Raw genomic sequence first — 25,076 nt, forward strand, 5'->3', positions numbered from 1 at the left:
TAAATAAACACTATTCTCTATGAATATACAGAGGATATCCGTGATAATAGTATCAGCTCAAACATCGATTTCGCAAGCCTTATCTGGGATAGCTACTAGTATTATTGATGCAATACCTTCTATAATACTATTTGTAATAATACTATTAGTAGGTTATATAATAGGTAATATCGTAGCGTATTCCATAAGGACATTTTTAGGTAGGATTTTTAGAGAGGAACACGTTAGAGCAAGTGTTGATATAATAGCAGGTACAGTGAAGGCGTTAATCATCCTAATCGCATTGTCAATTGCTCTTTCTTTTTTACAGCTAGGAGCAGCTTCTGGATATATTCAACAGATAGCTAATTATTTGCCCAAATTAGCTGGAGCAATAGTTCTTCTTACCATTGGCTTAACTCTAGTTAATATTTTAGTTGATTACATGCAGAGGCAAATAGGAGCTAGATCGCAAGATGACTTAATAACTGCGATATTCAATGTCTTAAGGTTCGGTTTATATGCAGCCATCATAACTGTTGCTGCGGCCTTAGCGATTTTTAGTGTTATACCATATGTGGATCCTTATGTATTTTATGCTGTAATATTAGGTGCGGTAATACTATATGCTGCCTATGCTTTAATTGATAAGGTGTTAGTTCCCTTTGCTAACTCTAATCCAGATCTAGCCTACGTAGCAAATTATGGTAGATTTATACTATATATAATTGTACTATTGATCGCAATTGCCATAATAGTTGAACCCTTTGGAAACGTTACATCAATAATATATGCTTTATCATGGGGTCTAGCGATAGCTTTTGCCATAGCGTTAATTCCTCTTGTTATAGCTTTAGTAAAGAAATTCTTAGCAGAAATTAAGTGATTCTTTTTAAGAAGCTATTTTTAAACTCTAGTTTCTTTTTATTTCTTATGAGTGGGATTTCCTCGAAGGAATTAGAGGAACTTAAAATTAACGGATGGATAGTATTAGAGAATGGAAAGAAGATTAAGAAGGAATTTAGATTCAAGGATTTTAAGCAATCGGTAGATTTCTTGAAAGATATACAACCTTCAGCTGACGCTTTAGATCACCACCCTGATGTGTGTGTTTATTATAATAGAGTCGTAGTAGAGTTAACAACTCATGATGTAGGAGGGTTAACAGATCTCGACTATAAATTAGCTATAAAACTTGACGAGCTTTACAAAATGAAAACTAGTTAATATATAGTGGACTTGTGTCTTAGATAATAATTTTGTTTTTGTAAATTAGCTATACTTCTCAAAGTTTCAAGAAGTTAGAAAGAACTCAATACGTTCTCTTCCACCAACCTTAATTCCTTTGTTTACTTTGATTTTCAAGAAGTTTTCTAATATACTGACTTGTCCTTTCATTTTAACGTTTAATATTTTCCCTGGGAATCTCCATATTGCCTCATAAGGATATTCCGTGATCTCCTCTTCATAGAAGTTTTCATAGACATTTAATCCTTCCTTTAATGTTCCCTTGAATGTTATTATAAACTCAATAACGGGGTGGGTTGTATCTAAAAGGAAAATATCTGTACTAACTACTTTAGCTCTTGTTACCCTATCGTTTATTATTATTTTTTCCTCATCTAAAAAACTTTGCATGTTCTCCTTAACTAATTCCATTTCTTTATCCAACATTTCCCTTGGTAAACTTACGTAGTAGTTTTCTGGATCATAATAATAGAAAAAAGTGTATTGAGTTACGTTGCCTAACTTATCCATCACGAAATTTCCCAAGCCAAAAATTGGAGTTACGTTTTCACTCATTTTTCTTCCTTTTCCTCCCTGTCTTCACTTGCAAATAGGGTTGTAATACATCTCTAAGAGTGGGACATTCATTTAACTTTCTCTTTAGCTCTGTTAGGAAACAGCACAGAGCTCCTAGCCTCTCCATACTAGTAAACTTTATCGAGTTTTGTGGTCTTTCAGTGGATATTGTTAAAAATTTGGCTTGGCCAGATAACGCTTTTAAGTATAGCCTGCTCGTTGAAGCCAATTCTGTAGTTGTCCATTTTCCCTCGGTTGATTCTGGTAATTTTATTTCGTTCCAAGATACGTTATCACATTCAATTTGGCATTCAAATTCCTCATCTGTACTAATTAGGTCTACAACTTCTGCCTCTGCAATCTGTGCTGTAGGTGACAAGAAGTTTGATGTGGTATTTTTTAATTCCTCTTTCTGATATGCACAGCATGCTAAGGTTTGCAATTCATCTAGCATTTCAAAATCTCTCAGATTTATGTTATTCGTCCCTCTTACAGTAGATATTGTGAGTAATGTAAGTGAGTTAGGAAGCATAAGAACTTCAAATTTAAAGTAGTTTGAGTCAGCTATTCTTATTATATAAGTCTTATTTTCTTCATTTGATAATTTTCTAAAGCTTTCAAATTTTTCTCGAAGAAGAGTTGAATCACAATTAGGTACGAGAAATGAGAAACCTCTTATTTCCCTTATTGACTTTGTGGAACATTTCATCGAATATATTATGCATTATCTAGGTATTTAACTTTAAGAGCTATTTAGTTCGTTAGCTTTTCGAATATCCGCATAAGCCTCCTCTTCTCTCCCCAATTTCATCAACGATTTCGCTCTTCTTACGTAAGCATTTCTATACAATGGATTGATATTGATACTTTTCGAATACATATCTACAGCTTCTTCTAACAATCCCCTACTTTCCTTTAATTCTCCTAAACTGAAGTAAACTTCTGCATAGTATGGGTTTAGATTAATTGCGATTTCTAAATCATTTTCAGCCTCCTTATAGTTTCCTAATTCTCTTTGAGCTAAAGCTCTATAGAAGTACAATTCTGCATCAGTAGGATATTTTTCAATAGCTAAACTCAAGTCAATTATAGCATCATTGTATTTACCTAATTTAAGTTCGGAAATTCCCCGTATCTTATACACTAAAGGATCTTCGTCTTCTACTACCTTGATCTCATCTAGGGCTTTCTCATAGTTTTCTAATTTTAAATAGATAAGTCCCCTTAGTTTTCTAGAATCTTTTGAATTGTCATTTAGATATATTAGCGCGTCTCTATAAAGTCCTTGAGCTATAAGTACTTTTGCCATTCCAATTTTATCTTCAGCCTTCTGAAAATTCTCATAAGCCTCTTGTAGTTTTCCTAGTTCAAAGAGTATCTTTCCTTTTAAGGAGTAGGCCTCCTTTAGATCTGGGTTCTGGGTAATTAACTCGTCTAATAATTTCAATGCATAATTTAAGTTCTTATTCTTATATTGGGTATAGGCTTCTTTTAGGCTCAAACTCTCACTTAATATATCAATTAATCTTTTTGATAAAATAAGCATTTTATATGACCTTGTACACTTTCTCGTAATTAGTCAGCTACAAAAATGCTGGTAGAAAGCCTTAGGCAAGGTTTAATACACCTTAACTTAAAACTGAATTAACTCTGGGTTACATCATAAAGAGAATAAAAAGTATTAAGAATATTTACTCTTTAGCCTTATATTATACTTAGGTAAGCGAATAATATAACAATAATAAGTATGGTTTAACTTATGGCGGTAGATCCAAAATCGTATTATTAAAAATAACAGTTATTTGTTAATAATGAATCATTGCGAACTAGGTGGCTATTTTGTTTAACTCTATGGGAAATTCTTAGAAAAATCTCTATACTATAGTATATTTTTTACAATATTTTAGTATAAAAAGTGCTAATTGAGTACGAGAATTAATAGAAATAGAATTAAATTCGAAGAAATTCCATTTTATTTATATTGTAAGATACACATAATTATATTTAAGATTATCAATAACAAGTATAATGAAAAATTTTCTTGTTATAGAGAAAAAATGATAATCTCAGTTAAATCTATATTTGTAAAAGGATTTTGGATCTACCGCTGTGGGAGATTGAGTTTGCTCAGAGAAGCAGGGAATCCTCATCCTGAAGTGAGGATGCCCCGTCGTGAGGACGTGGTAGTTTACATATCTAAATACTTCGAATAGTAGTTTTAGGAAATTCCCTTATCATAAAAAGTCAAAATATTTATCCATGTATTTATAAATATCTTTCATTGTACTTCTTAATATTATAGCTTATCAATAAACATTTTTCATCTAACTAGGAAAGATTCATTATATATTTTTAACGTAACGTAAAAGTGTAACGATTTTCCTATAAATGCTATTCGAACTATTGTTCACGGTGGAGAAGTGGTCAGAGTTAGTAGTAGTCAGAACCGAGTTCGTTCTTCATCAATCAAGATATGCCAGGTTCATCATATAAGCCAGTGCTTACGCATTCATTTCCCCATCCTCTCATTAGCCCTTCTCTAATTATTTTTACGTATTCTTCACTTGGTTTCTTCCTATTCTCTTTATAGCTCGAGACGTAGGCATATGCAAAATACTCCTTCCCATTTCTATCGTAAACTTTTACAACTTCTCTAATATACTTTATTAGATGTTGTTCAGCCTTATCTAGAGAGTTTAAAGTATGAAGGAACACCTTTTGCAAATATCCACATATTATACCACTTTCGTCCTCTATCAAGTTTGCGCAATAACCGTATTTGCAAGGTATGTTGAATATCAGTCTATAACCTTTTGTATAGGCCGGAGTTTCACTTAATATCATGTCAACCCCACGCTGATGTAAAATTCTCTCATTAGTATTTTCAGCATATGCAAAATAGTTTACAATTATGGGCATTCCGCTCCACGCTGAGTAATCACCATCTTCTATTTTCTCCATATTTTTTACTATTTCTTTGTTATATCTGTAAAAATAGACATTATCTAAGTAATATTTTCTTTTCTGATCAAAATATACCCTAGTTTTTTCCCTTACATAAAGGTCATCTGGCGATCCCTTATAATCCTCCACCTCATCAAGTAATTTAATTAGATTTTCATCTATTTCATAAACTTCTCCCCAAACTATACCATCACCTTTAATTACACCTGGATAATTGCCTAAATCGTACATCTCATAACCCTCTATATAGCCTAAGCCTACGAACCTTGACTTAGCTACTAAGTGATTTAGCTCGAAGCCATATCTTAGACTCCCATATACTAAAAGATACATAACTATTCACCTAATAATGACTCTAACCAAGGTTGAACTTCTTCCATTTTTAAAATTTTTATGGGCTTATCGTTTTCCATGAGTGTTGTAGAATCGTAATACGCTAATCCATTTATTATCTTAAACTTTATAACATAGTATCTTTGGTTTAGCATCTCTCCTTCTCCCCCTGCTTCTTCTATTGTTGGAGGGTAAAATATTGCTAACAATTCCTCTCCGTTTTCTCTAACGTCAAATCCTCTTTTAGTAAGCATATCTACCAGTTTTTCATACTCTACTGGTTTCAATATCACTCACCTTCTTTCTTACCATTAGTTTCATTCCCTCTCTTTTCACTACTACTATATCTTCGTTTTTCTTTATATCCTCTAGAGCTAAGGCTCGCCAATATTCACCCTCTACTATTACATAGCCTTCTTGTCCAGACTTTATATCATCAACTGCTTTTCCAATTTTTCCCTCATAGGAGTATAAGTTTCTTCCTCTTGTTTTTATAACAACATTAATAACCCGATATGTCAGGAAACCTAGTAGGGCCAGTGTTGGAATATCTATTATAGGGTCAGATATGTAACCAGTAATGACTAAAATTGCGATTAAAATTGCGATAATTATCAAGGTGATTGCTACTGGGTGTGCCACAGATTTTTTATTAGCTTGATTGGTATATATTTGTGATGTATAAGGTTCTGCTCATAATAATTCTATTATTGCCATTATCAATGCCCTTGAGTATACCCACTACTTCACAACCTTCAGCTTTAGCTTTTCCCTCAGGAGTGACTAGTTATCCTTTGAATACAATAATCTATACAGATTTCGTTATGGGTAGGATCAATATTTCATATTTAAATATAGGTAGCTCGTACTTACCAGGAGGAGAATATTTCACTACTGGAAACGCATCGCTTCAGTTAAACGCTATGGTATTAGGAGAGTATTGGGCACAAAATGTGATTCTATTTCATCAAATATCAAATAATACCTTTTATGCTACACTGATAGTAAATCTTTGGAATCTTTCTGGCCCCTTTAGTAATACAACAAGTAATTCGTTAGTATATCAAGGTCTAGGTGTAATTTGCTATCAAGGTCCAACGTTCAAGGTAACCTTACCCCTTTCCATTAGCCTATTTATGGAAATAGTTAATTCTACATTAAACTTTGGATATAATATAAATGGGCAGAAGGGAATCTATTTCAGATACCCTATAATAGGTTTATTCCAGTTAGGTGGTCTTTCACTATTAGGGTTGCCAAATGATCTAGAGTTAGTTTGGGGAGGACCAGGTGGTGGAAGTGTGGTATTTATGAATGTGAGTAGTATAGCCAATTTGTACTATTTCAATGGGAATACTTTAACTATTGTACCCAACGCTTACTCTATAGGATTTGATACTGCAGAATCGGCTTACGGGGTAAAGGTATACTCCACTTTTCCTAGTGTATTTTCACCTATAGTGATTGAGACAAGTGGGGTTAACGTACCTTCAGTATTATGGCCAATTCCTCCCCACGTTTTAGTTAATCAGACTAGTAATAAAATAACTGTGAAGTTGTCCATAAGTAATAAGTCCTTATCAGGGCAAGCGGTCTATTTGGAAACCGGATTTCCTCCTTCGGTCATATCTTCTGCAGTGACAAATTCCTCTGGAATTGCGGTATTTCCTAATAACAATTATTCGTTTTATGTAGTTTATTTTCCAGGCAATTTCACTCTATCTTCGACCTACTACTTCTCCTCACCAATCCTTAATTCACTTTCTAGTAAGTTTCGATCTTATTACCAAGATTTATTGAATTTTCTAAACTCGGCCCAGAATTCCTTTAAGAAAGGTATAAAGTCTGTACTATCTAAGCAAGAAACTTCCATAACTACTACCACGTTAACTTCTACTACTTCAAGTTCTTCCCAATTTGGGGTTAACTTGTATATCGTACTTTATATCTTAGCTTTTGTAATAGGTATGGTAATTTCAGCAATATTAATAAGGTTCAAATTATAGTTATATATTTGGAGGTAGTAAGATTTGGCTATAAGCATAGGAGATATAGTAGGTATAGTATTTCTTATCATTATAATAATCATCTTTATCGCCATGTCATTTAGGGTAGTTAGAGAATGGGAGAGAGCCGTTGTATTAAGATTGGGGAGATTTTTGAGAGTTAAAGGCCCTGGAATCATATTCCTTATACCCTTTGTTGATAGGCCATTAGTAGTGGATCTAAGAGTGAATACTGTTGAGGTTCCACCTCAAACTATCTTAACTAAAGATAACGTTACTGTAAGTGTAGACGCGGTTGTATACTATAAGGTTGTTGATCCACAGAAAGCAGTATTAAGTGTTTTCAATTATAATGTGGCAGTACTAAATTTAGCTCAGACCTCATTAAGGGATATTGTTGGACAAATGGAATTGGATGAGTTACTAAGTAAAAGGGAAGAAATCAATAAGAGGATACAAGAAATATTAGACGTCACAACTGAAGGATGGGGAATCAAAGTTACTGCTGTAACTATAAGAGATATTAGATTATCTCAAGATCTGTTATCTGCTATGGCAAAGCAAGCTGAGGCAGAGAGATTGAGAAGAGCAAAGGTAATACTAAGTGAAGGTGAAAGGCAAGCTGCAAGTATTTTAGCTGATGCATCAGCTTACTACAAGAATAATCCATCAGCATTACAGTTGAGATTTTTAGAAACATTATCAGACATCTCACAAAGAGGAGGTTTAATAATAGTAGTTCCTGCAGGGAATGAAATATACCCTACTCTAGGTACAAGCGCCGCATTATCAACTCTCTCAAAAAAGTTTCAAACTGAAACCAAGTAATCAGCTGGACTAGGAGTATTCATCCATCATTTACGTCTTCCTCATCATTAGCTCTGCTAGCTTATCGTTTATATCTAAATAGTTTTCTCTAGCTAAGTTAAATAATAATGCGTATTTCTTTGCATCTTGTGAATTTATCTCCGAAAGTTCATCAGCTAGTTTGTTCAATAACGTAACTTCTCTAATACTTTGCATAGCCCAAATATTCAAATATTTAATTGGTGTGAAGTCAGGTTCCCTTTCAGCCAGCACATCTATTCTAACTATTGGTGACGTTGTATTATATTGGTAATACAGAGAGTATATTGAGAGTGAGTCATTAAACACCTTTTTATATCGATTATAAGCCTTCGAGATTCCCTTAAGATCATCCAATATTATCTGATTATTTATTAACGAATCCCAACTTATCCACCCTAGATATACTGGTTTATTAAACTCAGATTTTTCGAGCCTATATTTATACATAATACTAAATATAATATAGTTCTCTCTTGCCTTCATCAGTGCGGGATAATTATTTAAAAACTCCTTGATCAATATTCTATGAGAGAAGTTCTTTACTATTCCCACGATTAATTTATTCTTACCCTTTAATCTTCTAAGTACTGTAGAACGATATAGTGCTAACTTATCCAGAGATAAGATATTTTCTATCTCAACATCCTCTTCATAATATGTTGGTGGATCCACAATAGGTCCATCGATAAATATCACGTCACACTCCTCACACTTCTCTATTAGACTCGTTTCTAAAGTAAGCATAAATAAAATGGATTTGTTGGATATCACGTTCTTATCGTAGTAATTCTCTATTATCTTGAAATCCTCAGCTATCTCAGATGGGACACTCTTTTTGTCCTTCTTTTTGCCTAAAATCTTCACAGCTCTAGCTAGGATAAGGGTTACATCACTTAACTCTATTTCATATTTGCTTCCGTCTACTGCACATGCAATGTGCTCAGAATCTATAATCTCATCAAGTATTCCTATTTTTAAATCAATGCTATTTGATATTATATCGTCAAAAATTAAGTTAACTGCCATATTTATCTTTCCTCTCTCATTAACATCTTTGCTAGCTAACTCATTTACCTTTTTAATAATCTCATTTGTATTCAAACTTTCACCTTTATAGAAATATTTTTCTCAACAAGCATTTTTATAACCTTTATAGACTCTTCTAGGTTGTCTCTACTAATCTTGATTTCACCTTTGTCTATTAGTAATATCAATATGCTAATTTCTTTCTCATTTAGATTTATTTTTCTCAATTCATCCACGATAATCCCATACAACTCATTAAGGTGTTGTTTAGCTTGTATTTCAACTTCATTTAGCTTAGAGAGTGATCTTTCCTTGGGTATACTAAAAGTTTTTGCGTCTTTCTGAATTTTAAGGAAGTGATACAGTATTTTAGCATATAATATTAGTCTATTATTTATTTCCTCAATGCTCTTGATTTTCTCTTCTATTATCTTATTTAGGTCTTGTTCTATATCTTTCTCCAGGCTATCTACTTTACTTTTTATTTTATCTATATATCTGATTATCTCTTCAGCCGAGTTGAGCTTGGTTAGTTTCTCTATATCCGCTTTAACTTCCTCCAGCTTGTCTTCATATTTATTTAATTCGTTTATCTTTTTCTCTAAGGTCCTTAATTTCTTTAGAGACTCCTTTAGACTTTGTTTAGATTTTTCTAATTCCTCTATTGTCTCGGTAATTTTTCTATCCTCTTCTCTTAGTCTTTCTACATCCAGATTCTGTTTATATTGGGTTAGTCTTTCCATAAATTCAGCTAAATCCATACTCTTCTAGAACCTCCTTTATTTCTTGAATTAATTGTGTTATTTTTTGTGTATTTCTCTCAACGTTTTCTCTCAACTTAGGTAATTCTGGACTTATCTTTTCTAGATCATTTACAATCATCTCAATATTATTTAATTGGATACCGACTTTACCTAATGATGCGATTTCCTCAATTATCGTATCTTTTAACTCATCTCCAGATATTGATACGCCATTTAGTATCTCTTTCAGCAATTTGAATAATATGAAATAAAGGTTTGAGTTATCTTCAACGTGTATAGTAGCAAGTAAGTAATCGAGATATCGTTTAAACGACTCTGTTTGTCCCCTCTCATTTATCTCTTGAATTTTCCTCACTAACTTGTCCATTTGCATTTTGAAGTTGTCTTTAAGTTCATGAATTATCTCATATACCTTCTCTATTTCCTCAATTTTCTCGTTTATCTTTACATGCCTCTTGGCTTTCTCTACAACCTCCAATTTTTTGTAGATTTCCTCAACGATCTTGTCTGTCTCAATCACTGATTCTTCGGTCTTTCTTAATAATTCCAAATATATATTCGATAAATATAGATAATCATAACATAGCCTTATGTCTTTATTTTCAGTGCAAGATTTCTCATAAGCTTCTATGACCTCTCTCATTTCCTCAAGGCTTCTTATTGCAGCTCCCCTCTTTTTAGCTGTTATGAAGTACCCATAGGTCGAGTATGGATTATCTAGTTTTTCCTTTATTTTTCTTATTTGCTCGTCTATTTTCAGATAAATTACATCTTTATTTAAATATTTAGCAATTTCGCCACTAACTATTGACGAGTAAACTAAGAAGTCTAAGGTGGGATTTTGTCCAATTTTTTTATCGGGGCTAAAAATTTGATACGCAAAGACTAAGGGATTATTTTTATTATCTTTTCTTTTGTTATCTTGTGGACTTACATAATACATTATATAATTAAATACAACCTCCTCTGCTTCTTGCTTGTATTTTTGCCTAATAAGACCCGCAAACAGCTTAGCGAATGAGGATAACGATTCTCCCGCTAGGTCTTCGAAATCTATGTAATTGGATCTAATCTTTATTATACGATTACCATAGAAGTAAGTAATAATGTCATCAACAAACGTGTTGGATGTTTCTATATCTTCTAAATGGAACTGCTTACTTCCATACATTCTAAATTTCTCATTAATTATCTCATTTACTTTCTCGAATAACTCATTAGCATTTACCATTTTTATTGATGGGTAAAATATTATCCAATTGAATGATTGTATTAATCTCTTATTTCTAGGTATGGGAAGTTGGTTCAAGTTAAGATTATCTCTTATTTTTAGCAGTAGGGAGGATATCGAATTTTTCAGATCTCCTAGTCTTAGTTCTATGGAATCAAGCCTAATTCTACTTTGTCCGTAGATTTTAGAGAATAGTAGATATAGCAACTGTCTTTTCTTTGGTGTGGTCATTTTTAGTTCGATCAACGGTATTGATAGTCCGTCTAGAGTTTTGGATAGTTCTTCCTTCCTTATTTGAGGCTCTATTAGAATAAGACCGTGAATTAGCTCGTCACTTTCGTTGATCTCTTTTATTAAGTTCTTAATTTCATCCTCGTTAGCTGGATTTGCCAAAATAATAGTAATTTTCTTATTATCCATTATAAGTTTTAAAAACCTTATGTAGTCTTTGCTTCTATTTACACTATCTACCTTTATTCCTAGTACTTCCATTAAATATTCTAATGATTCAAGTTCCTTCTCTCTATCTGTAATATACGTATTCACGAACTGTAAGGCTTTATCTCTAATTTCTCTTGACTTAAACTCTACTATTAATCCTCCTATATTAGTATTCGCTATGCTCTCAAAAAAGCTCCAGGATATTGCATATGCATCAGTTTTACCGAATAGTGATAGTTTTTTTACATTCTCCTTTATTTTACTTATATCTATGCTTTCATGGAGTATAGTTTCTATATTGTCGGATATAAATACATGAAAATCGTCTTGATAATATGTTAAAAGAAAGTCCTCAACGTATTCTTGACCTTTAGGGAACATCTCAATCCATTTTAGATATGGTATCAGTACCCCTTTTATTACATGACCTTCTAATTTCTTTATGACTAGTTTTTCGTCAGTAAATATTCTGCTCATTAAGACTTTGTATAATTTACTTAACTCTTGGGAGTCCATTTCGTTCTCTAATTTTGTTAACATATCTAGTCTAACGGTCTCTCCTTCTGAGTTTAGATTAATTCCCTTATCCGATCTAGCCAGTTCGTTGAAAATTCTATCTACGTTAGGAAGATTATCGCATACTATATCGTTGAAGAACTTTACGTATTTTCTTCTTTCTTGATCTATTACCCAGTAAGGCAAATCCATGTACTGTAGTATCTTTAAGTCATTTATGTTAGCCATATTTAGCATACACTTTAACATTAATAGAAACTCTAATTTAGATGGATTTTCTATACTAACTTTTCTTATTCTTTCTAGAAGTGAAGGGTAAGTTTCTGAAAATAAGTTATAAATTATGCCTCCAGTTCCAAATATTTTAGAATATGCGCTTGGGGTCATGGAAAGGTATATTATTGAATTTCCAGTTGAATTAGCTAATTCCTTTACCTTGCTCCAAAAGTCCTTTATCTCGTTTTGATACTCTGCGAAGTAATCTACAGAACTTTCCACTTCATCAATAAGGTACACATTATTTTTGAACGTTAACAAATCTTCGGTTCGGCTTAAAAGTTCTACAAAGGGTATCTTTATTACATTAATATTTCTATTTTTTGCATATTCCTCAATGATGTCAAGGAACGTACTTTTTCCTTGTCCCCAATCGCCGACAAGCGATATTATTTCTGGGGATTGTTTAATCTTAGATATCCTGTCTATCTCATCCTTAACTTGCTTGAAAAATCTTAATCTATTTATGTATAATGAGTTCTCTGTAATGCAAGAGAAAATTTGATAGATATAAGAGGAGTCAGATGCTGTTTCGCTTATTCTCTTAGAACAACTCACATTTTCACCCTTCGCTTAAAATTAAATCAATTCTTTCCACGTTTCCAGCGTATGATCCTAACCTAGGATCCCATGGGATTCTTACCAATGCCGGACTTTTCATTATTGACATAAGTCCACTTACTATTACGTATCCAGTATCTAATGATGTCAAATTCTTAGTTAATGATTCGGGTAAACCACCTGAAGCGGACATAACATATCTTACGTCTTCATGATATATTCTATGAAAGAAAAAGGTGTTAATCATGGATAATACGTATTTATCTATAAATGCTGGTCTTTGACTTACCAGAATTAGAGATGCCCCAAATTTTCTTCCTTGAGTAGCTAGTGTTACCAATACGTCTTTTGTCAAGTTAGCGTTTACTGGATAATCAATAGAAGGTATGTAGTTCTGTGCCTCTTCTATCACAAATCCCAAAAACCTTTGATTACCGTTGTATTTGGATCTCGTAAGATAATTAAATATTAATCTAGTTATGTAGCTTACGATGAGTTGTTTCGTAAGGACATCTACTCCTGGTGAACCATCAGCCGAGAAGTCTATTATTGCTAAACCTCTATTCCTCCAAATCACTTCTAATGTGTTCTCAGTCAAAGATGCAGAAGAGTTGACAAGTTGTAGTCTGCTAATTACTTTGTTTTTGAATATTTCTAATGCGCTAGCAATTCCCCTAGCAGTACCCGTTGTGATTCCTATATCCTTATTTTGAGCCATCGTAAGAATCTCATTCCTTAGGGTCTCAATTCCTATTGCACTACCTAAAAGGGTATTATATTCCTTGCTCTCATGGTTTGCTAAAACTTGCTCTAGGAAATTTAGTTGCAGTGTGTTATATGAAGCCTCACCGTATTTTAGAGACATAATAAATTCTGATAATTCTCTAGGCGTGAATATGGACAAATCTATTGTAAGCTTAATGTCGTTTTGCTCCTTAGGATCCTTCAATATATACCTCTTTATCCAGCCTCTTCCTTTAGATACTATGTCTAGATTTGTCGAAGCTAAATCTATGTAATCCCCATTCGCATCAATTACAATCATCGGTAAGGCCGTGATCTTGTCTCCTATTTTTATGTTAGATAAAAGCTTAATTAAGTATCTCATGTTGTAGCTTTTTCCACTTCCAGTCTCTCCAAAAACTCCCATGTGCATTGTTATTGCATTAAGGTCTAACAATAATGGTATTTCAGAACCTGCTAAGGCTCCGTACTCAATTAATCCTTTTTTGTTTTTTATTCCATAAAAGGAAAGTAGCTCTTTTTCACTCTTTATTTCTGGTAATCTTCTTACGAAAGAGCCAGGTTTAGGGGTTGTATTATGGTCATATTTTTTTATTAAGTGCAAAGTTGCTTTTATTATTGTATTCATATCGAGAATTTCATATATCGAAGGTTCTTTTAATATTGACTTAGCTATCTCCCCCTTTTCGTCAAAGAACTCATTCAGAAATTCGTAATTTTCAACCCTGACTAGTGAAAGCTTCTCGGAATCATCAACTAATAACAATTGTCCTACGCTTATTTCCTCATCAGCTCTAATTAGTCCTTGCATTTCATTTGCTTCGCTCTTCTGCAGTACTATTCCTATAATCTCTCCCCTTTCCATCACCATTTAACATTACCTAAGAACGTTTTTAAACGATTAAGCTTCTGGGATTAGATAATGAAAGGTTTCTTATTACATTGGCTATAGTTTTGAAGGCCAATCTACCATATGGGTAAATTGTTATTTTTAAATGTGAGATTTCAGCTGCACCTTTCACTATTTCATAGTGATGCCTAGGGAGTATACCTATTAATCTCTCGTGTAATTTACTAATTTTTATAAGGGGCTTCGTTAATAACTCAACGAACTCTTCTTTTTCCTCTTTGCTCATAAGCGCTGGGGGGTAATCGTAATTGTTAAAAGGATAGCATTCCTCTAACTCTCTAGGCACTAATAGCATTGGTTCGGATACTGAATATACTTGTACTTTCTCCTCTAAATTATATTTCTGTAATATGGCGTAGGCTATTTTGTGTGTTGGTGATGACGAGTAAGGTTTAACTACAGTACAAGGTAACAACAACGCAATCTCCTTATTTGAACTCCAGTTCTCTAGAAAGTAGCGATGCCATCTCATCACCACTGGGTGTCTGAACAGATCGTCAGTATTATCTCTTTTCGATATTCTAGTAAAGTCAGGCTTAAGGTATTCATATAGTTGTTCACATGCAGAGCTCATTTACCTCCTCCTCTATCTCATCTTCCGCGAAAGTATCTAGTTTTTTAGAATATCTTATCAAAGGATTGTTGCTTTCATATTCTGAATTCAAGAGCACCCAAGCGTTGATTAGACTTCTGTCTATCCAATTGTCGAATCTAATTTGAAATGGGTAGTGAGTTTTATCTAAAAATGATAATAAAATCTCTAGTTCCTCTTCGCTCGCTCTTTTAGTGCCCCACACTATTTTCCTATTTCCTACGTATCTTTCTCCTTTACCGGGTATAATAACCATACCATGTATGCCCTTAACTCTGTAGGTCGAAGTATCCACGCTGTCGGCGTTGAAGTAGACTTTTCTCATGAAAGGTGATCCTGCACCTAAGACGTGTATTTTCCCCTTCCATAATTTCCTAACTAAATAATATATTGCAACCGCAAGTTTTTTGTTACCGCTCTTGTTTAGGGTAGGAGGGACGATCCCACCAAAAGCTACTAGGTCCGTATATTGGGAGTAGAAGTCTATGGATTTCTTTATTGACTCAGGATCATAAGCGTGTATGACTGGTACTATTTTCTTATCGAAAACTGTGTATAAGTACTCGAAGTATTTGTAATTCAATTCTGATGGCTTATGGCAAGGAATTGATGGTATATCAAGGCTCATATATTGTGTGGCATCTAGTATTTTATACTTCTCAACTACTTTTTCTATTTCAACTTTTATTCCTCTAACCATTATTTGGTATCCTCCAGAGTCTACCCATGTCTCATTTTCCCAAGATGGTCTATCCCAGTTTAATTGGTTAATCATTAATGGTTGTTTAAACGTCCAAACTGGGATTTTCAGATCAGGTATGCCTAGTATTATCTTCATTTTTCCTGATATTGGTATTACTATTGGGTTAAATCTTGATTATATAATAATACTACTTGTTTTCTTACGTTCTCGCTAATGGAAAATGCAATTTCGTATATTACATCAGTGAAACAACCCTTCATCACGCTTCAGTTAAGGTTGGTTTCCTCATATATTGTAATCATTGTTTTCAGTTGCTATTATCACTTACGCTCCCCTGCCTGTTAGATATTAAGCATCTAGTTATTGTGTCCAAAGGAGCAGTAATCCTTATATTGATTACATTATTTGTATATACTCTGAATATTATTAGTAATGCGTACTTAGTTAATGTAAAGATTTTAAGTCCTTTTCCGATCACGTTAATGTTTTCTGACTCACAAGGTGTTAAACTGGTTTCTTCCAATCAAACGTTAAATGTCAGCAGCTCAAATTTAAGGATTCAAGTGTTTGTTCTATCCCCCTACTCCTACTGTATATTTATCAACGGAAATAAGACCGACGAATTTAACGTTACTTTGTCTAATTACTCTCAATTTAACCTTACGGTAACAGTTATTCCTAAGTATGCTTTTTTGAAAGTTAACGTTGTTGGTAAGGGTACAGCTTATATTGAATTAGATAATGGTAGCATAATTGCAGTAAGGAACTCTTCTGTAATTAGAGTGTATAATGGTTCCAGTGTTCTTCTTGAGGCTAACGGTGATCTTATTAATTGGTCAAATGGGGCTAATACTATGACGCTTTGGTATACAGTTGGTGGCAACTCGACAATTACGGCATTTTTTGGTAATTCTAGTATTCTTCCAAAGTCTGGTACTGTTAAACCTACAGTAAACTACACTGAAGTTGGGCTTAGTTTATTTGCGGTAGGATTTTTCATATTATATAAAATATATTCTAGAAAAGACCAAGATACTAATGTTTGATAACAACTTTTAAATGTGTACTCGTTACTAAAAATATTAGAATGAATGAGAGATTAATGAATTCTCAAAGTGGATATTTAAGGAAGGCAGTAAATCATCCAATAAATTGGTACACTTGGTCTAATGATGTATTTGAAATTGCGAAGAAGGAGAATAAGCCAATACTTATTGATGTAGGCGCTGCTTGGTGCCATTGGTGCAATGTTATGGATGAGGATACCTATTCAAATCCAGAAATAGCTAAGATAGTTAACGAGAATTTTATTCCCGTAAAGGTTGATCGTGATGAAATGCCCGATTTGGACAGGTTACTTCAAAACGCAGCTATGGCAATAACAGGTGAATCTGGATGGCCTTTAACTATATTTATGACACCAGAGGGAAAGGTCTTCTTTGGTGGCACTTACTTTCCTCCAGAGGATAGATATGGACGAATAGGCTTCAAGAGATTACTATTGGAGATTTTGAGAATATGGAGAGAAGATAGAAACCAAATACTATTATCTTCAATAGACCCCAATATGTTGATTCCTAAAAATACTGGTGGAGTTCTAAATTCAAGCGTTTTAGATGATGCGTTTTCCTTTATAACATCCTATTTTGATATCGAGTATGGTGGATTAGGGTTTGGTGCCAAATTTCCCCATCCTTTTGTCGACTTGTTATTCCTTAACTACAGTGCTACTAGAGGAGATGATTTAGGTAAGAAACTAGGTCTATTCACTTTAAGGAAAATGTACTATGGTGGTATTTTTGATCAAGTTGGTGGAGGATTTCATAGATATACCGTTGATAGAGAGTGGAAGTTACCTCATTTTGAGAAACTACTTATAGATAATGCTGAATTAATCTACGATTACTTTACTTATTATATAGCGACTAATGATATAGAAATTCTTGACGCCTTACGAAATTCAGTAGATTTCGTTTTAAGAGAATTATACATAGATGGGAAAGGCTTTGCTAATAGTTTAGATGCAGATAGTGAAGGTATGGAAGGTAAGTATTACACGTGGACTGAGGATGAGCTAAAAGATTCGTTAGGAAATGATTACGGTATCGCTATAAGGGTATTTGACTTGAAGAATACAGTGGAGGTTGAAGGTAGGAAAGTTCTATTGAGAACTATTGAACTTAGGGAGCTGTGTAAAGCAACTGGTTTACAAGTGAATGATATGATAAAGAAGATAAGTGAGATAAGAACTAAACTATTGGCATATAGAAAGCAAAATAGAAAAATGCCATATAGAGATGATAATACGTACACTTATTCTAACGCAAAGCTGGCAGAATCCATGTTGTATTCCTCATTAATTTTAAACAAGAGCATTGAGGAGGCTAAGCTTGTTCTGAGTAAGTTAGGAAAAACTGTTAGTAGAAGATTAGATGGCGGAAAGGCGGGATTACCAGAAGACTATGCTGCAGCACTTTTAGCAACTATTTCCGCATACGAGGTATTAGGCGAAGAAAGGTATTATGATTTGGCAATTGAACTCGGTAGAAATATTGGAGTCATTAAGCCTAATAATTTCACTGACATGCCTAATGAGTCTGCAAATTCAATGTACATTAGGGCGTTATTCAAGTTGTCGCTATTATCTGATGAGTTTAAAGTTGATGAGGAGAAAATAAAACCTTTAATTCCCTCTTTAACTGCAGAAAACTCTCAATTTATTGCTGGCATAGTAAATTCTATCTCTAGTTACATTAGTGGAATGGCTCATGTTGTGGTGGTTGATGAAAAGGATGGATTAGCTGAGAGGTTACATAAAGTTGCGTTACTTACCTATTATCCCTTTAAACTAGTTGAAAAGGTGGATGATAGCAGAACTGACTATGTTAGCTCAGTAATAAGGGCTATGATTAAATATAATGTGGGAAGGAGTAGAGCATATGTGTGTATAGGCAATACGTGCAGTATGCCAGTAAGTGAAGAGGAAAAGATTAAACAATTACTTAAAACTAAGCTTTGACATTTTTTATTTATGGGAAGGTTAGATAATAAGAAAGTAGCTATTATAGGTGTAAGCGAAGGTTTAGGTTATGCTGTAGCTTATTTTGCATTAAAAGAGGGTGCGCAAGTTTGTATAAATGCGAGGAATGAGAACAAGCTAAAGAAAATGAAGGAGACTCTAAGTAAGTATGGTAATATCCAGTATGTAGTTGGTGATGTCTCTAATATTGAAGGTGCTAGGAATGTATTAGATAAGTGTGCATCTTTTCTTAACGGAATAGATCATTTAGTTGTTACTGTTGGAGGATATATTGAGGACACAATAGATCATTTTAGTGGATTAGAAGAGATGTTGACTAATCACATAAAGATTCCTCTTTATGTAATCAATTCATCTCTAAGGTTTCTTAGGGAAGGTTCCAGTGTAGTTTTAGTATCATCAATGAGTGGTATTGGTAAAGCATCCCCTGACCAATTATCTTATGCAGTAGCTAAAGCGGGTCTAGCTAAGGAGGTCGAAATTATAGCCTCTGAATTATTAGGTAAGGGTATCAGAGTTAACGGTATTGCTCCAACTACTATAGGTGGAGAATTTGAACCTGAAAGAAATTGGAAGAAGCTTAGAAAATTAGGTGATGATATGGCTCCTCCAGAGGATTTCGCTAAGGTTATTATTTGGCTTTTAACTGACGAATCGGAATGGGTAGATGGAGTTGTAATACCAGTTCATGGTGGCGCAAGGCTAAAATAGGTGTCCATAGTGGGTAATGTTGAAAACTTGATCAATGGTGTAGGAGAATTATGGAATAAATACGTTAAACACGAATTCATACTTAAGATGAGGGATGGATCTCTTCCATTAGATATTTTTAGATATTACCTTATACAAGATGGAAAATATGTAGAGGATATGTTAAGAGCATTGCTAATCGCATCCAGCAAAGGTCCTATTGATAAAGTTACTAAGATACTTAATTTAGTTTTTTCTAGTCGGGATAAAGGGTTAGAGACTCATGGTAAACTTTATTCTAAATTGGATATTTCTAGAGATGTAATAGTTAAAACTGGATATAATCTAATAAATTATGCTTATACGAGACATCTATACTACTATGCTAATCTAGATTGGAATAAATTTTTAGTTGCATGGACTCCGTGTATGTTTGGATATAGTATAGTTGGGGATTACGTAATTGATTCTCCTAATGAAGTCTACAAAACGTGGGCCTCATTTTATGCCTCAACTGAATATAAGAAGAGAATTGAAGCTATTCTTTATGCCTTAGATGAGGTTAGTATTACTGAAGATCTTCTAAATATATTTATAAATTCTGTAAGGTTTGAAATAGGTTTCTGGGATGCCTCCTTAAGGAAGGATCCTACGGTGTATTGAAAATGAGCTGGATAAGAGATACTAGTTTTCTTATGGAGTGTGTTAAGAATGAGAACATAAAGATTGAAATCAATAGTTCTAATTATTTCATGTCCTTTAATCTCCTTAACGGAAAATATAATTTGTCGTTATTTTCATCGCATGATATTAGAATATCATATGATGGTAATAGGCTAATCGATATGCATAACTTGAGAGTTTTGAAGGATAATGAGGCTAGGGTACACATTTCTAATATGATTCGTAATATCAAGGTAAATATGTCAAATGAAATAAACAACCTCGCTATAATGTATAACATTCCAGTGAAAATTCTATATGAGAATCTAGAAGCTATATTCAATCTTGATTTCTCGCTATTAAGCTGTTTAGATTACGGCCTAGATTATTTTCTACTTCATTTGACCAATAACTTTGCAAAGCAATCGTCTCAATTTGAGGTAGTAAAGAAGTTGAAATTCATACTAGGAAATGAAAGGGGTTGTATTAAGGCTATTCTAAGCTTATCTAACACTTATGAATCGGATTCTTTTTTATTTTCGAGTGATTGTATAAATTTTCAGACTGACGTTAATGCATTCTCTAAATTCTTGAGAGATTATAGAACACTCAATGTGAAATATATAGAAGTTATAGATTATCTCAAACAAAGATTGCCTCATTAACTAGAGTAGTTCTTTATGTCATATCTGATAAACTCAAGACCTAATTTTTGTAATAATTCTCTAGCATGGATAGTTAAATCCGGAGCTACGAGTATTCCTCTTATCTTATCTCCTTTTATTTCTCTCATGTGTAAGTAGTATCTATACAATTGTGATATTGCGTTTAGTTGAGCTTTGCTTCTCTTTACTTCAATTATTACAAAATTACCTTTTTTATCTAATCCTATTAGATCTATTTTCCCGTATGGGGTATTATACTCTCTAGTTAATGGGACAAATCCTTCTTCGATCATACTGGGATTTTGGATAATAGTATTTACGATGTCGATCTCTCTTCCTTTAATCGTGAAATCTCCTTCCTTTACTTCAGCTGAAGTTATGTAAAATACCTCTTTCAAATCTATCTCTATTACCTCTTTTGGTCTATTTCTTTGAGCCACTATCTTTAATGGATAATCGTTCATTATTTCTATTTTAGTACCTGGTGGTTGCCAGTTTAAGGGTTCCCTTTTAACGCTTTCGTGTATTATCACTGTACCATCTGGTTTCAATATTATCAACCTAGGTGATTCTGATGCAACTGATTCGGCTCTTCCCTTATAATTAACCTTACATGTAGCAAAGATTACTATAAGTTCTCTATAAATTCGGTCGGTTAAGAAGGAATAGATTTCCGTGTTGCTAGGATTTAGTAGTACTGAATACACAGTATTACCTATTCCTAATGCTTAAATACCTTACTGTATCACTCGATACTAATGGAATATTATAATTTGATACTTTATCTCCTTGTATTTGGAGCTGATATGTTAATAATTCTGCAGACCTATAATGAAATCAAAATGTGGAAAACAGTGAAAGGAAACTTTGTAGGTAAAGTATCGATAATAGTGCCAATAAAGGGCATAGACACTAGATTAGAAAGGAACATAGAGTCTTTGCTCTCTCAAGATTATCCATACCCTTATGAGGTAATTTACGTGGTAGAAAAGGGAGACGAAGTGGAGAATATTTTAAAAAAGTACAACGTCAAGATCGTTTATTCAGATTTTAATTGTGATTCATGTAGCGGGAAAATTAGGGCCCAAATTTCGGGTCTTTTAAGAGCATCTAATGATATCATAGTTTTTGCAGATTCGGATACATGGTATCCTAGATATTGGCTTAGAAATTTAATTTCGCCGTTAGATAAATATGATACAACTACTACGTTTTCTTGGCCTTTCCCTTCTAGAATAACCTTAAGTAATCTCATAAGAGCAGGGTTTTGGACCTTAGGTTTTGAATCTCAATCACTTCAGAGCTCTAGATTTTTATGGGGAGGTTCAATGGCGCTAAGAAGGGAATTCTTTGATAACGAAGTTTTAGACGAACTTTCTAAAGAATGGTGTGATGATTGTACATTGACTAGGATAATTAAGAGAAGAGGTGGTAAGATAGGTTTCGTTATGAGTGCAATTCCCCTTAATGTTTATGACGAGAATAGTCTCATAAGCTGGTCATCTCGACAGATTATTACTATTCTAGCTTATTCGCCTAGAGGAGCAAGGGCGTATTTGGTAGCAGGTACGTTTTTCGCTTTAATTCTGATTTATTCTCTAGTTTATCTCAATATAGTTACGTTCACCCCCTATATACTATGGATAGTTAAGAATGTAATTAGAGGAGTGAAATATCCTAAACAAGCTCTGATTGCATCACTTATGACTATACTGGCAATACCCTATGCGTTATTTCTTTTGGTGTTTAACTGGAATAGGAGAGAGGTCTATTGGAGGGGTAAAAGATATATAGTAAAACCTTTAAGGGAAAAGTGAAAGATAGAAAGGTGATGCTGATGTTCTACCCCTAAAGATTGATGATTGGAGGTGTGACGCTGAGATGATGAGGTCGAGTGCTATAGATAGATGATATAAGGACCACTTCTGATAATATAATATATGCAAACTACTTCAGTGGAAATTTACCTAAACATTTATTCATTTAGACGTGAGCTAGAACACTTTACCATAGAAGAGGAAAGGGACGAATGGTTAATTGTAAAAGATAAAGCCAATGAAAAGTATATTGTAAAAGAGTTTGCTGATTACGGGATTTTAATATATCCTATTTACGATTTGAAAGATGATATATTATCTTCATTTTCCTTCCAGCTATCCTCAGTTAGCAAACTTAAAGAAGTTCTCTACACACCGGAAAAGTGGATTGATAGGCTGGATTTAAGAATAAACGATAATAGTATAGAAGTCACTTCGTTAATATTAGATTATTTAACAGGAATAGATATTATAAACTCCTTAATATCTAGCTTTGGCTTCGAATATGCTCAACTGGATGATAACTCCTTGATTATTAAAATACGCATATCTAGACCCTTGAATCACACTTTATTGGATTCCTATATTAAAGCGATTTGGCATATGCTAGAATTGTACTATAGTGTAAAAAAAGCACAAGAGGATATTGCGTCTAAGATTACTCTAAATTATATAAAAAGCATATAAAAACGTCCCCGCTTTTGGTATACTATGTTATGGCTTCTAATGACAACCGGGAAATGCAACCTTAAGTGTGATTACTGTGGAGGGTCTTTTCCAGATAATGTTGTACCTTACGGTATTAAATATGATATTAATTCAGTCAAAAAGCTCATAGAGAAAGATAAGGATTCCACAATAATATTCTACGGTGGTGAACCATTGCTTAATTATAAATTTGTAATGGCCGTTTTAGATAATGTAAGAGCGAAGAGATATGGGATACAAACTAATGGTATTGCAGTAAGGCTCCTTCCGGAAAGATATTGGAGGAAAATAAATGTAGCCTTATTATCTATAGATGGTAGAGAGGAAATTACTAACAAGCATAGGGGTAAAGGTATCTATAAGGCGGTTCTGCGATCGGCGAAATATCTTAAGGATCTAGGTGTTGAAACGATAGCTAGGATGACAGTTACGCAGGATACTGATATCTTTACCGATGTTATGCATCTAATAGATTTAGGACTATTTGATAAAGTGCATTGGCAATTAGATGTAATATGGAGTGAAGAATGGGATTTCAAAAGTTGGTCTTTTTCATACTTGAATGGGATAAAAAGACTAACTGACTACTTCCTTTCAGAACTAAGAAAGGGAAGAGTAGTAAAAATAATACCCATATTAGGTGTAATTAGCGCTCATTTCTTTGAGGGATATAAGGGTTCTCCATGCGGTGCTGGATATTCCTCAGTTACCGTTACTCCCGATGGGAGAATACTTTCTTGTCCGATAGCGGTAAGAGAAAAATGGGCTGAGTTAGGCAACGTAAATTTAGGGTATAGGCTCTTAGAAGATCCATTACCGGATGATTGTAAGAGATGCGAGTTCAAACGATACTGTGGTGGAAGATGTTTATATGCACAAAAGGAGAGATACTGGGGGGAGGAGGGGTTTAAGGCTGTGGATGAGGTTAATAAGGAATATCTTCGTACGGTACTCTCAATAATACCCGAAATTGAAAGACTTATCAGAGATGGCTACATAAGACTTAGTGATTTGTACTACAATCCAATACTTGATTCAACTGAGATCATACCTTAAAAACTCTTTGTGTACAATATATTATATGAGTGTTAAATTCGAGGAAAGTAGTAGATTATTAGAGGCTATAAAAAGTATGTTAGCCTCGGCTACTTCTTCCATTTTAATAGTTACATACGGTATTGATCAAGAAGCCGCTTCTGAAATACTGACTAAAGCTGCAAGTGGAGTTAACACAGTCCTAGTCACAGCTGATAAGGATTGGGCAAGATGGTTGAAAAACCAAGCTGAGGCTTATAAAAAAGATGAAGAGAAAAGGTTGTATAGAGAGCTGAGAAGAAATGAGACCATTTACACGCAGATAATCTATTTTACTCTAATTATTTCTATAGCAATCGCCATAATAGATATTATCCTTTATTTCATGATGGGTACTCTCGTCTATTATGATGTTCCTTTATCAATAATTGCTATTGGGTTCCTAATCTACTATGGAATAAGAAGGAGGAAGGAAGCCTTATCTCAAATAAGCATATTGAGGGAGAGTGCTCAGAACTTCGTACAAGAGGTAGGTCAAATCAGGCAGAAGATTAAAGAGAAGTTGAAAATTATAGAAATCGATAATCAAGTTTCCTTTTCAATTGTTTCTTGTGACGATAAAACTATTCTATTTAGTGCACCTCTTAAGTTTTCAATGGAGAAATCCTCAGTTCATGTGGTTATGGAAATATCTAAACAACTCGCCGATCAGTTAGTTAATCTTATACTAAAAATAAGCTAGGAAGTCTTTAGAACAGCT

Annotated in this window: 26 protein-coding genes; 13 read left to right on the forward strand and 13 right to left on the reverse strand. The window is 33.7% G+C overall.

Annotated elements, in window-relative coordinates:
* Positions 1-19: 19 nt before the first annotated feature.
* Both SSOP1_RS11075 and SSOP1_RS11080 read left to right on the forward strand, forming a co-directional pair.
* A complete protein-coding gene (locus SSOP1_RS11075; RefSeq protein ID WP_010923799.1) occupies positions 20-865 on the forward strand; it encodes a mechanosensitive ion channel family protein in 846 nt (281 codons plus the stop codon).
* 47 nt (positions 866-912) lie between these two features.
* On the forward strand, positions 913-1,206 hold the full coding sequence (locus SSOP1_RS11080) for a 4a-hydroxytetrahydrobiopterin dehydratase (protein ID WP_009992110.1): 294 nt from the start codon (positions 913-915) through the stop codon (positions 1,204-1,206).
* A gap of 66 nt (positions 1,207-1,272) precedes the next feature.
* On the opposite strand, the gene SSOP1_RS11085 is transcribed toward SSOP1_RS11080, so the two are convergent.
* From SSOP1_RS11085 to SSOP1_RS11110, 6 genes are all read right to left on the reverse strand, one after another.
* The gene (locus SSOP1_RS11085; protein WP_009992109.1) at positions 1,273-1,782 is read right to left on the reverse strand and encodes a hypothetical protein; all 510 of its coding nucleotides are present in this window, start codon (positions 1,780-1,782) and stop codon (positions 1,273-1,275) included.
* On the reverse strand, positions 1,775-2,491 hold the full coding sequence (locus tag SSOP1_RS11090; protein WP_009992108.1) for a hypothetical protein: 717 nt from the start codon (positions 2,489-2,491) through the stop codon (positions 1,775-1,777). Before SSOP1_RS11090 ends, SSOP1_RS11085 begins: the two co-directional genes overlap by 8 nt.
* A gap of 33 nt (positions 2,492-2,524) precedes the next feature.
* Positions 2,525-3,328, reverse strand: coding sequence for a tetratricopeptide repeat protein (locus SSOP1_RS11095; protein WP_009992106.1), 804 nt, complete (start codon positions 3,326-3,328; stop codon positions 2,525-2,527).
* A gap of 920 nt (positions 3,329-4,248) precedes the next feature.
* Positions 4,249-5,079, reverse strand: coding sequence for a gamma-glutamylcyclotransferase family protein (locus SSOP1_RS11100; RefSeq protein ID WP_009992104.1), 831 nt, complete (start codon positions 5,077-5,079; stop codon positions 4,249-4,251).
* Positions 5,080-5,081: 2 nt separating this feature from the next.
* Positions 5,082-5,333: a hypothetical protein gene (locus tag SSOP1_RS11105; protein ID WP_173645082.1), complete on the reverse strand. Its 252-nt coding sequence runs from the start codon at positions 5,331-5,333 to the stop codon at positions 5,082-5,084.
* 13 nt (positions 5,334-5,346) lie between these two features.
* Entirely contained in the window at positions 5,347-5,721 is a 375-nt protein-coding gene (locus SSOP1_RS11110; RefSeq protein WP_009992101.1) for an NfeD family protein, read from the reverse strand.
* Between the two features lie 35 nt (positions 5,722-5,756).
* Between SSOP1_RS11110 and SSOP1_RS11115 the strand changes: the two genes are divergently transcribed.
* Positions 5,757-7,085, forward strand: a complete 1,329-nt coding sequence (locus tag SSOP1_RS11115; RefSeq protein WP_009992099.1) for a thermopsin family protease — start codon at positions 5,757-5,759, stop codon at positions 7,083-7,085.
* A gap of 24 nt (positions 7,086-7,109) precedes the next feature.
* The gene (locus SSOP1_RS11120; RefSeq protein ID WP_009992097.1) at positions 7,110-7,913 is read left to right on the forward strand and encodes a slipin family protein; all 804 of its coding nucleotides are present in this window, start codon (positions 7,110-7,112) and stop codon (positions 7,911-7,913) included.
* A 30-nt stretch (positions 7,914-7,943) separates the two neighbouring features.
* Here the strand turns inward: SSOP1_RS11120 and SSOP1_RS11125 are convergent, their stop codons facing one another.
* The 6 genes from SSOP1_RS11125 to SSOP1_RS11150 are packed head-to-tail and all read right to left on the reverse strand — an operon-like array spanning position 7,944 to position 15,833.
* The gene (locus SSOP1_RS11125; RefSeq protein ID WP_009992096.1) at positions 7,944-9,035 is read right to left on the reverse strand and encodes a DNA double-strand break repair nuclease NurA; all 1,092 of its coding nucleotides are present in this window, start codon (positions 9,033-9,035) and stop codon (positions 7,944-7,946) included.
* The gene (locus SSOP1_RS11130) at positions 9,032-9,721 is read right to left on the reverse strand and encodes a hypothetical protein (protein ID WP_009992095.1); all 690 of its coding nucleotides are present in this window, start codon (positions 9,719-9,721) and stop codon (positions 9,032-9,034) included. Before SSOP1_RS11130 ends, SSOP1_RS11125 begins: the two co-directional genes overlap by 4 nt.
* A complete protein-coding gene (locus SSOP1_RS11135; RefSeq protein WP_009992094.1) occupies positions 9,708-12,746 on the reverse strand; it encodes a P-loop NTPase fold protein in 3,039 nt (1,012 codons plus the stop codon). The genes SSOP1_RS11130 and SSOP1_RS11135 overlap by 14 nt, the downstream gene beginning before the upstream one ends.
* 4 nt (positions 12,747-12,750) lie before the next feature.
* Positions 12,751-14,364 (reverse strand): ATP-binding protein, encoded by a 1,614-nt coding sequence (locus SSOP1_RS11140; protein WP_009992093.1) that lies wholly within the window; start codon positions 14,362-14,364, stop codon positions 12,751-12,753.
* Between the two features lie 22 nt (positions 14,365-14,386).
* On the reverse strand, positions 14,387-14,977 hold the full coding sequence (locus tag SSOP1_RS11145; protein WP_009992091.1) for a DUF5591 domain-containing protein: 591 nt from the start codon (positions 14,975-14,977) through the stop codon (positions 14,387-14,389).
* Positions 14,961-15,833 (reverse strand): tRNA guanosine transglycosylase family protein, encoded by an 873-nt coding sequence (locus SSOP1_RS11150; protein ID WP_009992090.1) that lies wholly within the window; start codon positions 15,831-15,833, stop codon positions 14,961-14,963. The genes SSOP1_RS11145 and SSOP1_RS11150 overlap by 17 nt, the downstream gene beginning before the upstream one ends.
* A 230-nt stretch (positions 15,834-16,063) precedes the next feature.
* On the opposite strand from SSOP1_RS11150, the gene SSOP1_RS11155 reads away from it, so the two are divergent.
* From SSOP1_RS11155 to SSOP1_RS11175, 5 genes are read left to right on the forward strand one after another with little or no spacing between them, the layout of a single operon-like run.
* Entirely contained in the window at positions 16,064-16,744 is a 681-nt protein-coding gene (locus SSOP1_RS11155) for a hypothetical protein (RefSeq protein ID WP_009992085.1), read from the forward strand.
* 41 nt (positions 16,745-16,785) lie between these two features.
* A complete protein-coding gene (locus tag SSOP1_RS11160) occupies positions 16,786-18,717 on the forward strand; it encodes a thioredoxin domain-containing protein (protein ID WP_009992083.1) in 1,932 nt (643 codons plus the stop codon).
* A 12-nt stretch (positions 18,718-18,729) separates the two neighbouring features.
* A complete protein-coding gene (locus SSOP1_RS11165; RefSeq protein WP_009992081.1) occupies positions 18,730-19,449 on the forward strand; it encodes an SDR family NAD(P)-dependent oxidoreductase in 720 nt (239 codons plus the stop codon).
* A complete protein-coding gene (locus SSOP1_RS11170; protein WP_009992080.1) occupies positions 19,450-20,091 on the forward strand; it encodes a TenA family protein in 642 nt (213 codons plus the stop codon).
* Positions 20,092-20,093: 2 nt separating this feature from the next.
* Entirely contained in the window at positions 20,094-20,756 is a 663-nt protein-coding gene (locus tag SSOP1_RS11175) for a hypothetical protein (protein ID WP_009992079.1), read from the forward strand.
* On the opposite strand, the gene nucS is transcribed toward SSOP1_RS11175, so the two are convergent.
* Positions 20,753-21,463 carry an endonuclease NucS gene (nucS, locus tag SSOP1_RS11180; protein ID WP_009992078.1) on the reverse strand — a complete coding sequence of 237 codons (711 nt, stop codon included), beginning with the start codon at positions 21,461-21,463 and terminating at the stop codon, positions 20,753-20,755. The genes SSOP1_RS11175 and nucS overlap by 4 nt on opposite strands.
* 51 nt (positions 21,464-21,514) lie before the next feature.
* Between nucS and SSOP1_RS11185 the strand changes: the two genes are divergently transcribed.
* The 4 genes from SSOP1_RS11185 to SSOP1_RS11200 all read left to right on the forward strand — a co-directional run bounded on the left by SSOP1_RS11185 (position 21,515) and on the right by SSOP1_RS11200 (position 25,058).
* Positions 21,515-22,573 carry a glycosyltransferase family 2 protein gene (locus tag SSOP1_RS11185; RefSeq protein ID WP_009992076.1) on the forward strand — a complete coding sequence of 353 codons (1,059 nt, stop codon included), beginning with the start codon at positions 21,515-21,517 and terminating at the stop codon, positions 22,571-22,573.
* A 123-nt stretch (positions 22,574-22,696) separates the two neighbouring features.
* Positions 22,697-23,260: a hypothetical protein gene (locus tag SSOP1_RS11190; RefSeq protein ID WP_009992074.1), complete on the forward strand. Its 564-nt coding sequence runs from the start codon at positions 22,697-22,699 to the stop codon at positions 23,258-23,260.
* A 24-nt stretch (positions 23,261-23,284) separates the two neighbouring features.
* Complete coding sequence (locus SSOP1_RS11195; protein WP_009992072.1) at positions 23,285-24,337, forward strand: radical SAM/SPASM domain-containing protein; 1,053 nt, start codon at positions 23,285-23,287, stop codon at positions 24,335-24,337.
* A gap of 25 nt (positions 24,338-24,362) precedes the next feature.
* Complete coding sequence (locus SSOP1_RS11200; RefSeq protein ID WP_009992071.1) at positions 24,363-25,058, forward strand: hypothetical protein; 696 nt, start codon at positions 24,363-24,365, stop codon at positions 25,056-25,058.
* Positions 25,059-25,076: the final 18 nt, after the last annotated feature.

Origin of the sequence: Saccharolobus solfataricus, from assembly GCF_900079115.1 — an archaeon.
Lineage (GTDB): Archaea > Thermoproteota > Thermoprotei_A > Sulfolobales > Sulfolobaceae > Saccharolobus > Saccharolobus solfataricus.

What these genes read in the sequence shown, in the direction of transcription:
- SSOP1_RS11100 (WP_009992104.1), bottom strand. Translation starts at nt 5,079, where the DNA reads ATGTATCTTTTAGTATATGGGAGTCTAAGATATGGCTTCGAGCTAAAT.
- SSOP1_RS11115 (WP_009992099.1), top strand. Translation starts at nt 5,757, where the DNA reads ATGTATAAGGTTCTGCTCATAATAATTCTATTATTGCCATTATCAATG.
- SSOP1_RS11195 (WP_009992072.1), top strand. Translation starts at nt 23,285, where the DNA reads ATGTTATGGCTTCTAATGACAACCGGGAAATGCAACCTTAAGTGTGAT.
- SSOP1_RS11165 (WP_009992081.1), top strand. Translation starts at nt 18,730, where the DNA reads ATGGGAAGGTTAGATAATAAGAAAGTAGCTATTATAGGTGTAAGCGAA.
- SSOP1_RS11090 (WP_009992108.1), bottom strand. Translation starts at nt 2,491, where the DNA reads ATGAAATGTTCCACAAAGTCAATAAGGGAAATAAGAGGTTTCTCATTT.
- SSOP1_RS11105 (WP_173645082.1), bottom strand. Translation starts at nt 5,333, where the DNA reads ATGCTTACTAAAAGAGGATTTGACGTTAGAGAAAACGGAGAGGAATTG.
- SSOP1_RS11145 (WP_009992091.1), bottom strand. Translation starts at nt 14,977, where the DNA reads ATGAGCTCTGCATGTGAACAACTATATGAATACCTTAAGCCTGACTTT.
- SSOP1_RS11080 (WP_009992110.1), top strand. Translation starts at nt 913, where the DNA reads ATGAGTGGGATTTCCTCGAAGGAATTAGAGGAACTTAAAATTAACGGA.
- SSOP1_RS11095 (WP_009992106.1), bottom strand. Translation starts at nt 3,328, where the DNA reads ATGCTTATTTTATCAAAAAGATTAATTGATATATTAAGTGAGAGTTTG.
- SSOP1_RS11160 (WP_009992083.1), top strand. Translation starts at nt 16,786, where the DNA reads ATGAATGAGAGATTAATGAATTCTCAAAGTGGATATTTAAGGAAGGCA.
- SSOP1_RS11130 (WP_009992095.1), bottom strand. Translation starts at nt 9,721, where the DNA reads ATGGATTTAGCTGAATTTATGGAAAGACTAACCCAATATAAACAGAAT.
- SSOP1_RS11085 (WP_009992109.1), bottom strand. Translation starts at nt 1,782, where the DNA reads ATGAGTGAAAACGTAACTCCAATTTTTGGCTTGGGAAATTTCGTGATG.
- SSOP1_RS11150 (WP_009992090.1), bottom strand. Translation starts at nt 15,833, where the DNA reads ATGAAGATAATACTAGGCATACCTGATCTGAAAATCCCAGTTTGGACG.
- SSOP1_RS11185 (WP_009992076.1), top strand. Translation starts at nt 21,515, where the DNA reads ATGGAATATTATAATTTGATACTTTATCTCCTTGTATTTGGAGCTGAT.
- SSOP1_RS11140 (WP_009992093.1), bottom strand. Translation starts at nt 14,364, where the DNA reads ATGGTGATGGAAAGGGGAGAGATTATAGGAATAGTACTGCAGAAGAGC.
- SSOP1_RS11175 (WP_009992079.1), top strand. Translation starts at nt 20,094, where the DNA reads ATGAGCTGGATAAGAGATACTAGTTTTCTTATGGAGTGTGTTAAGAAT.
- SSOP1_RS11075 (WP_010923799.1), top strand. Translation starts at nt 20, where the DNA reads ATGAATATACAGAGGATATCCGTGATAATAGTATCAGCTCAAACATCG.
- SSOP1_RS11200 (WP_009992071.1), top strand. Translation starts at nt 24,363, where the DNA reads ATGAGTGTTAAATTCGAGGAAAGTAGTAGATTATTAGAGGCTATAAAA.
- SSOP1_RS11190 (WP_009992074.1), top strand. Translation starts at nt 22,697, where the DNA reads ATGCAAACTACTTCAGTGGAAATTTACCTAAACATTTATTCATTTAGA.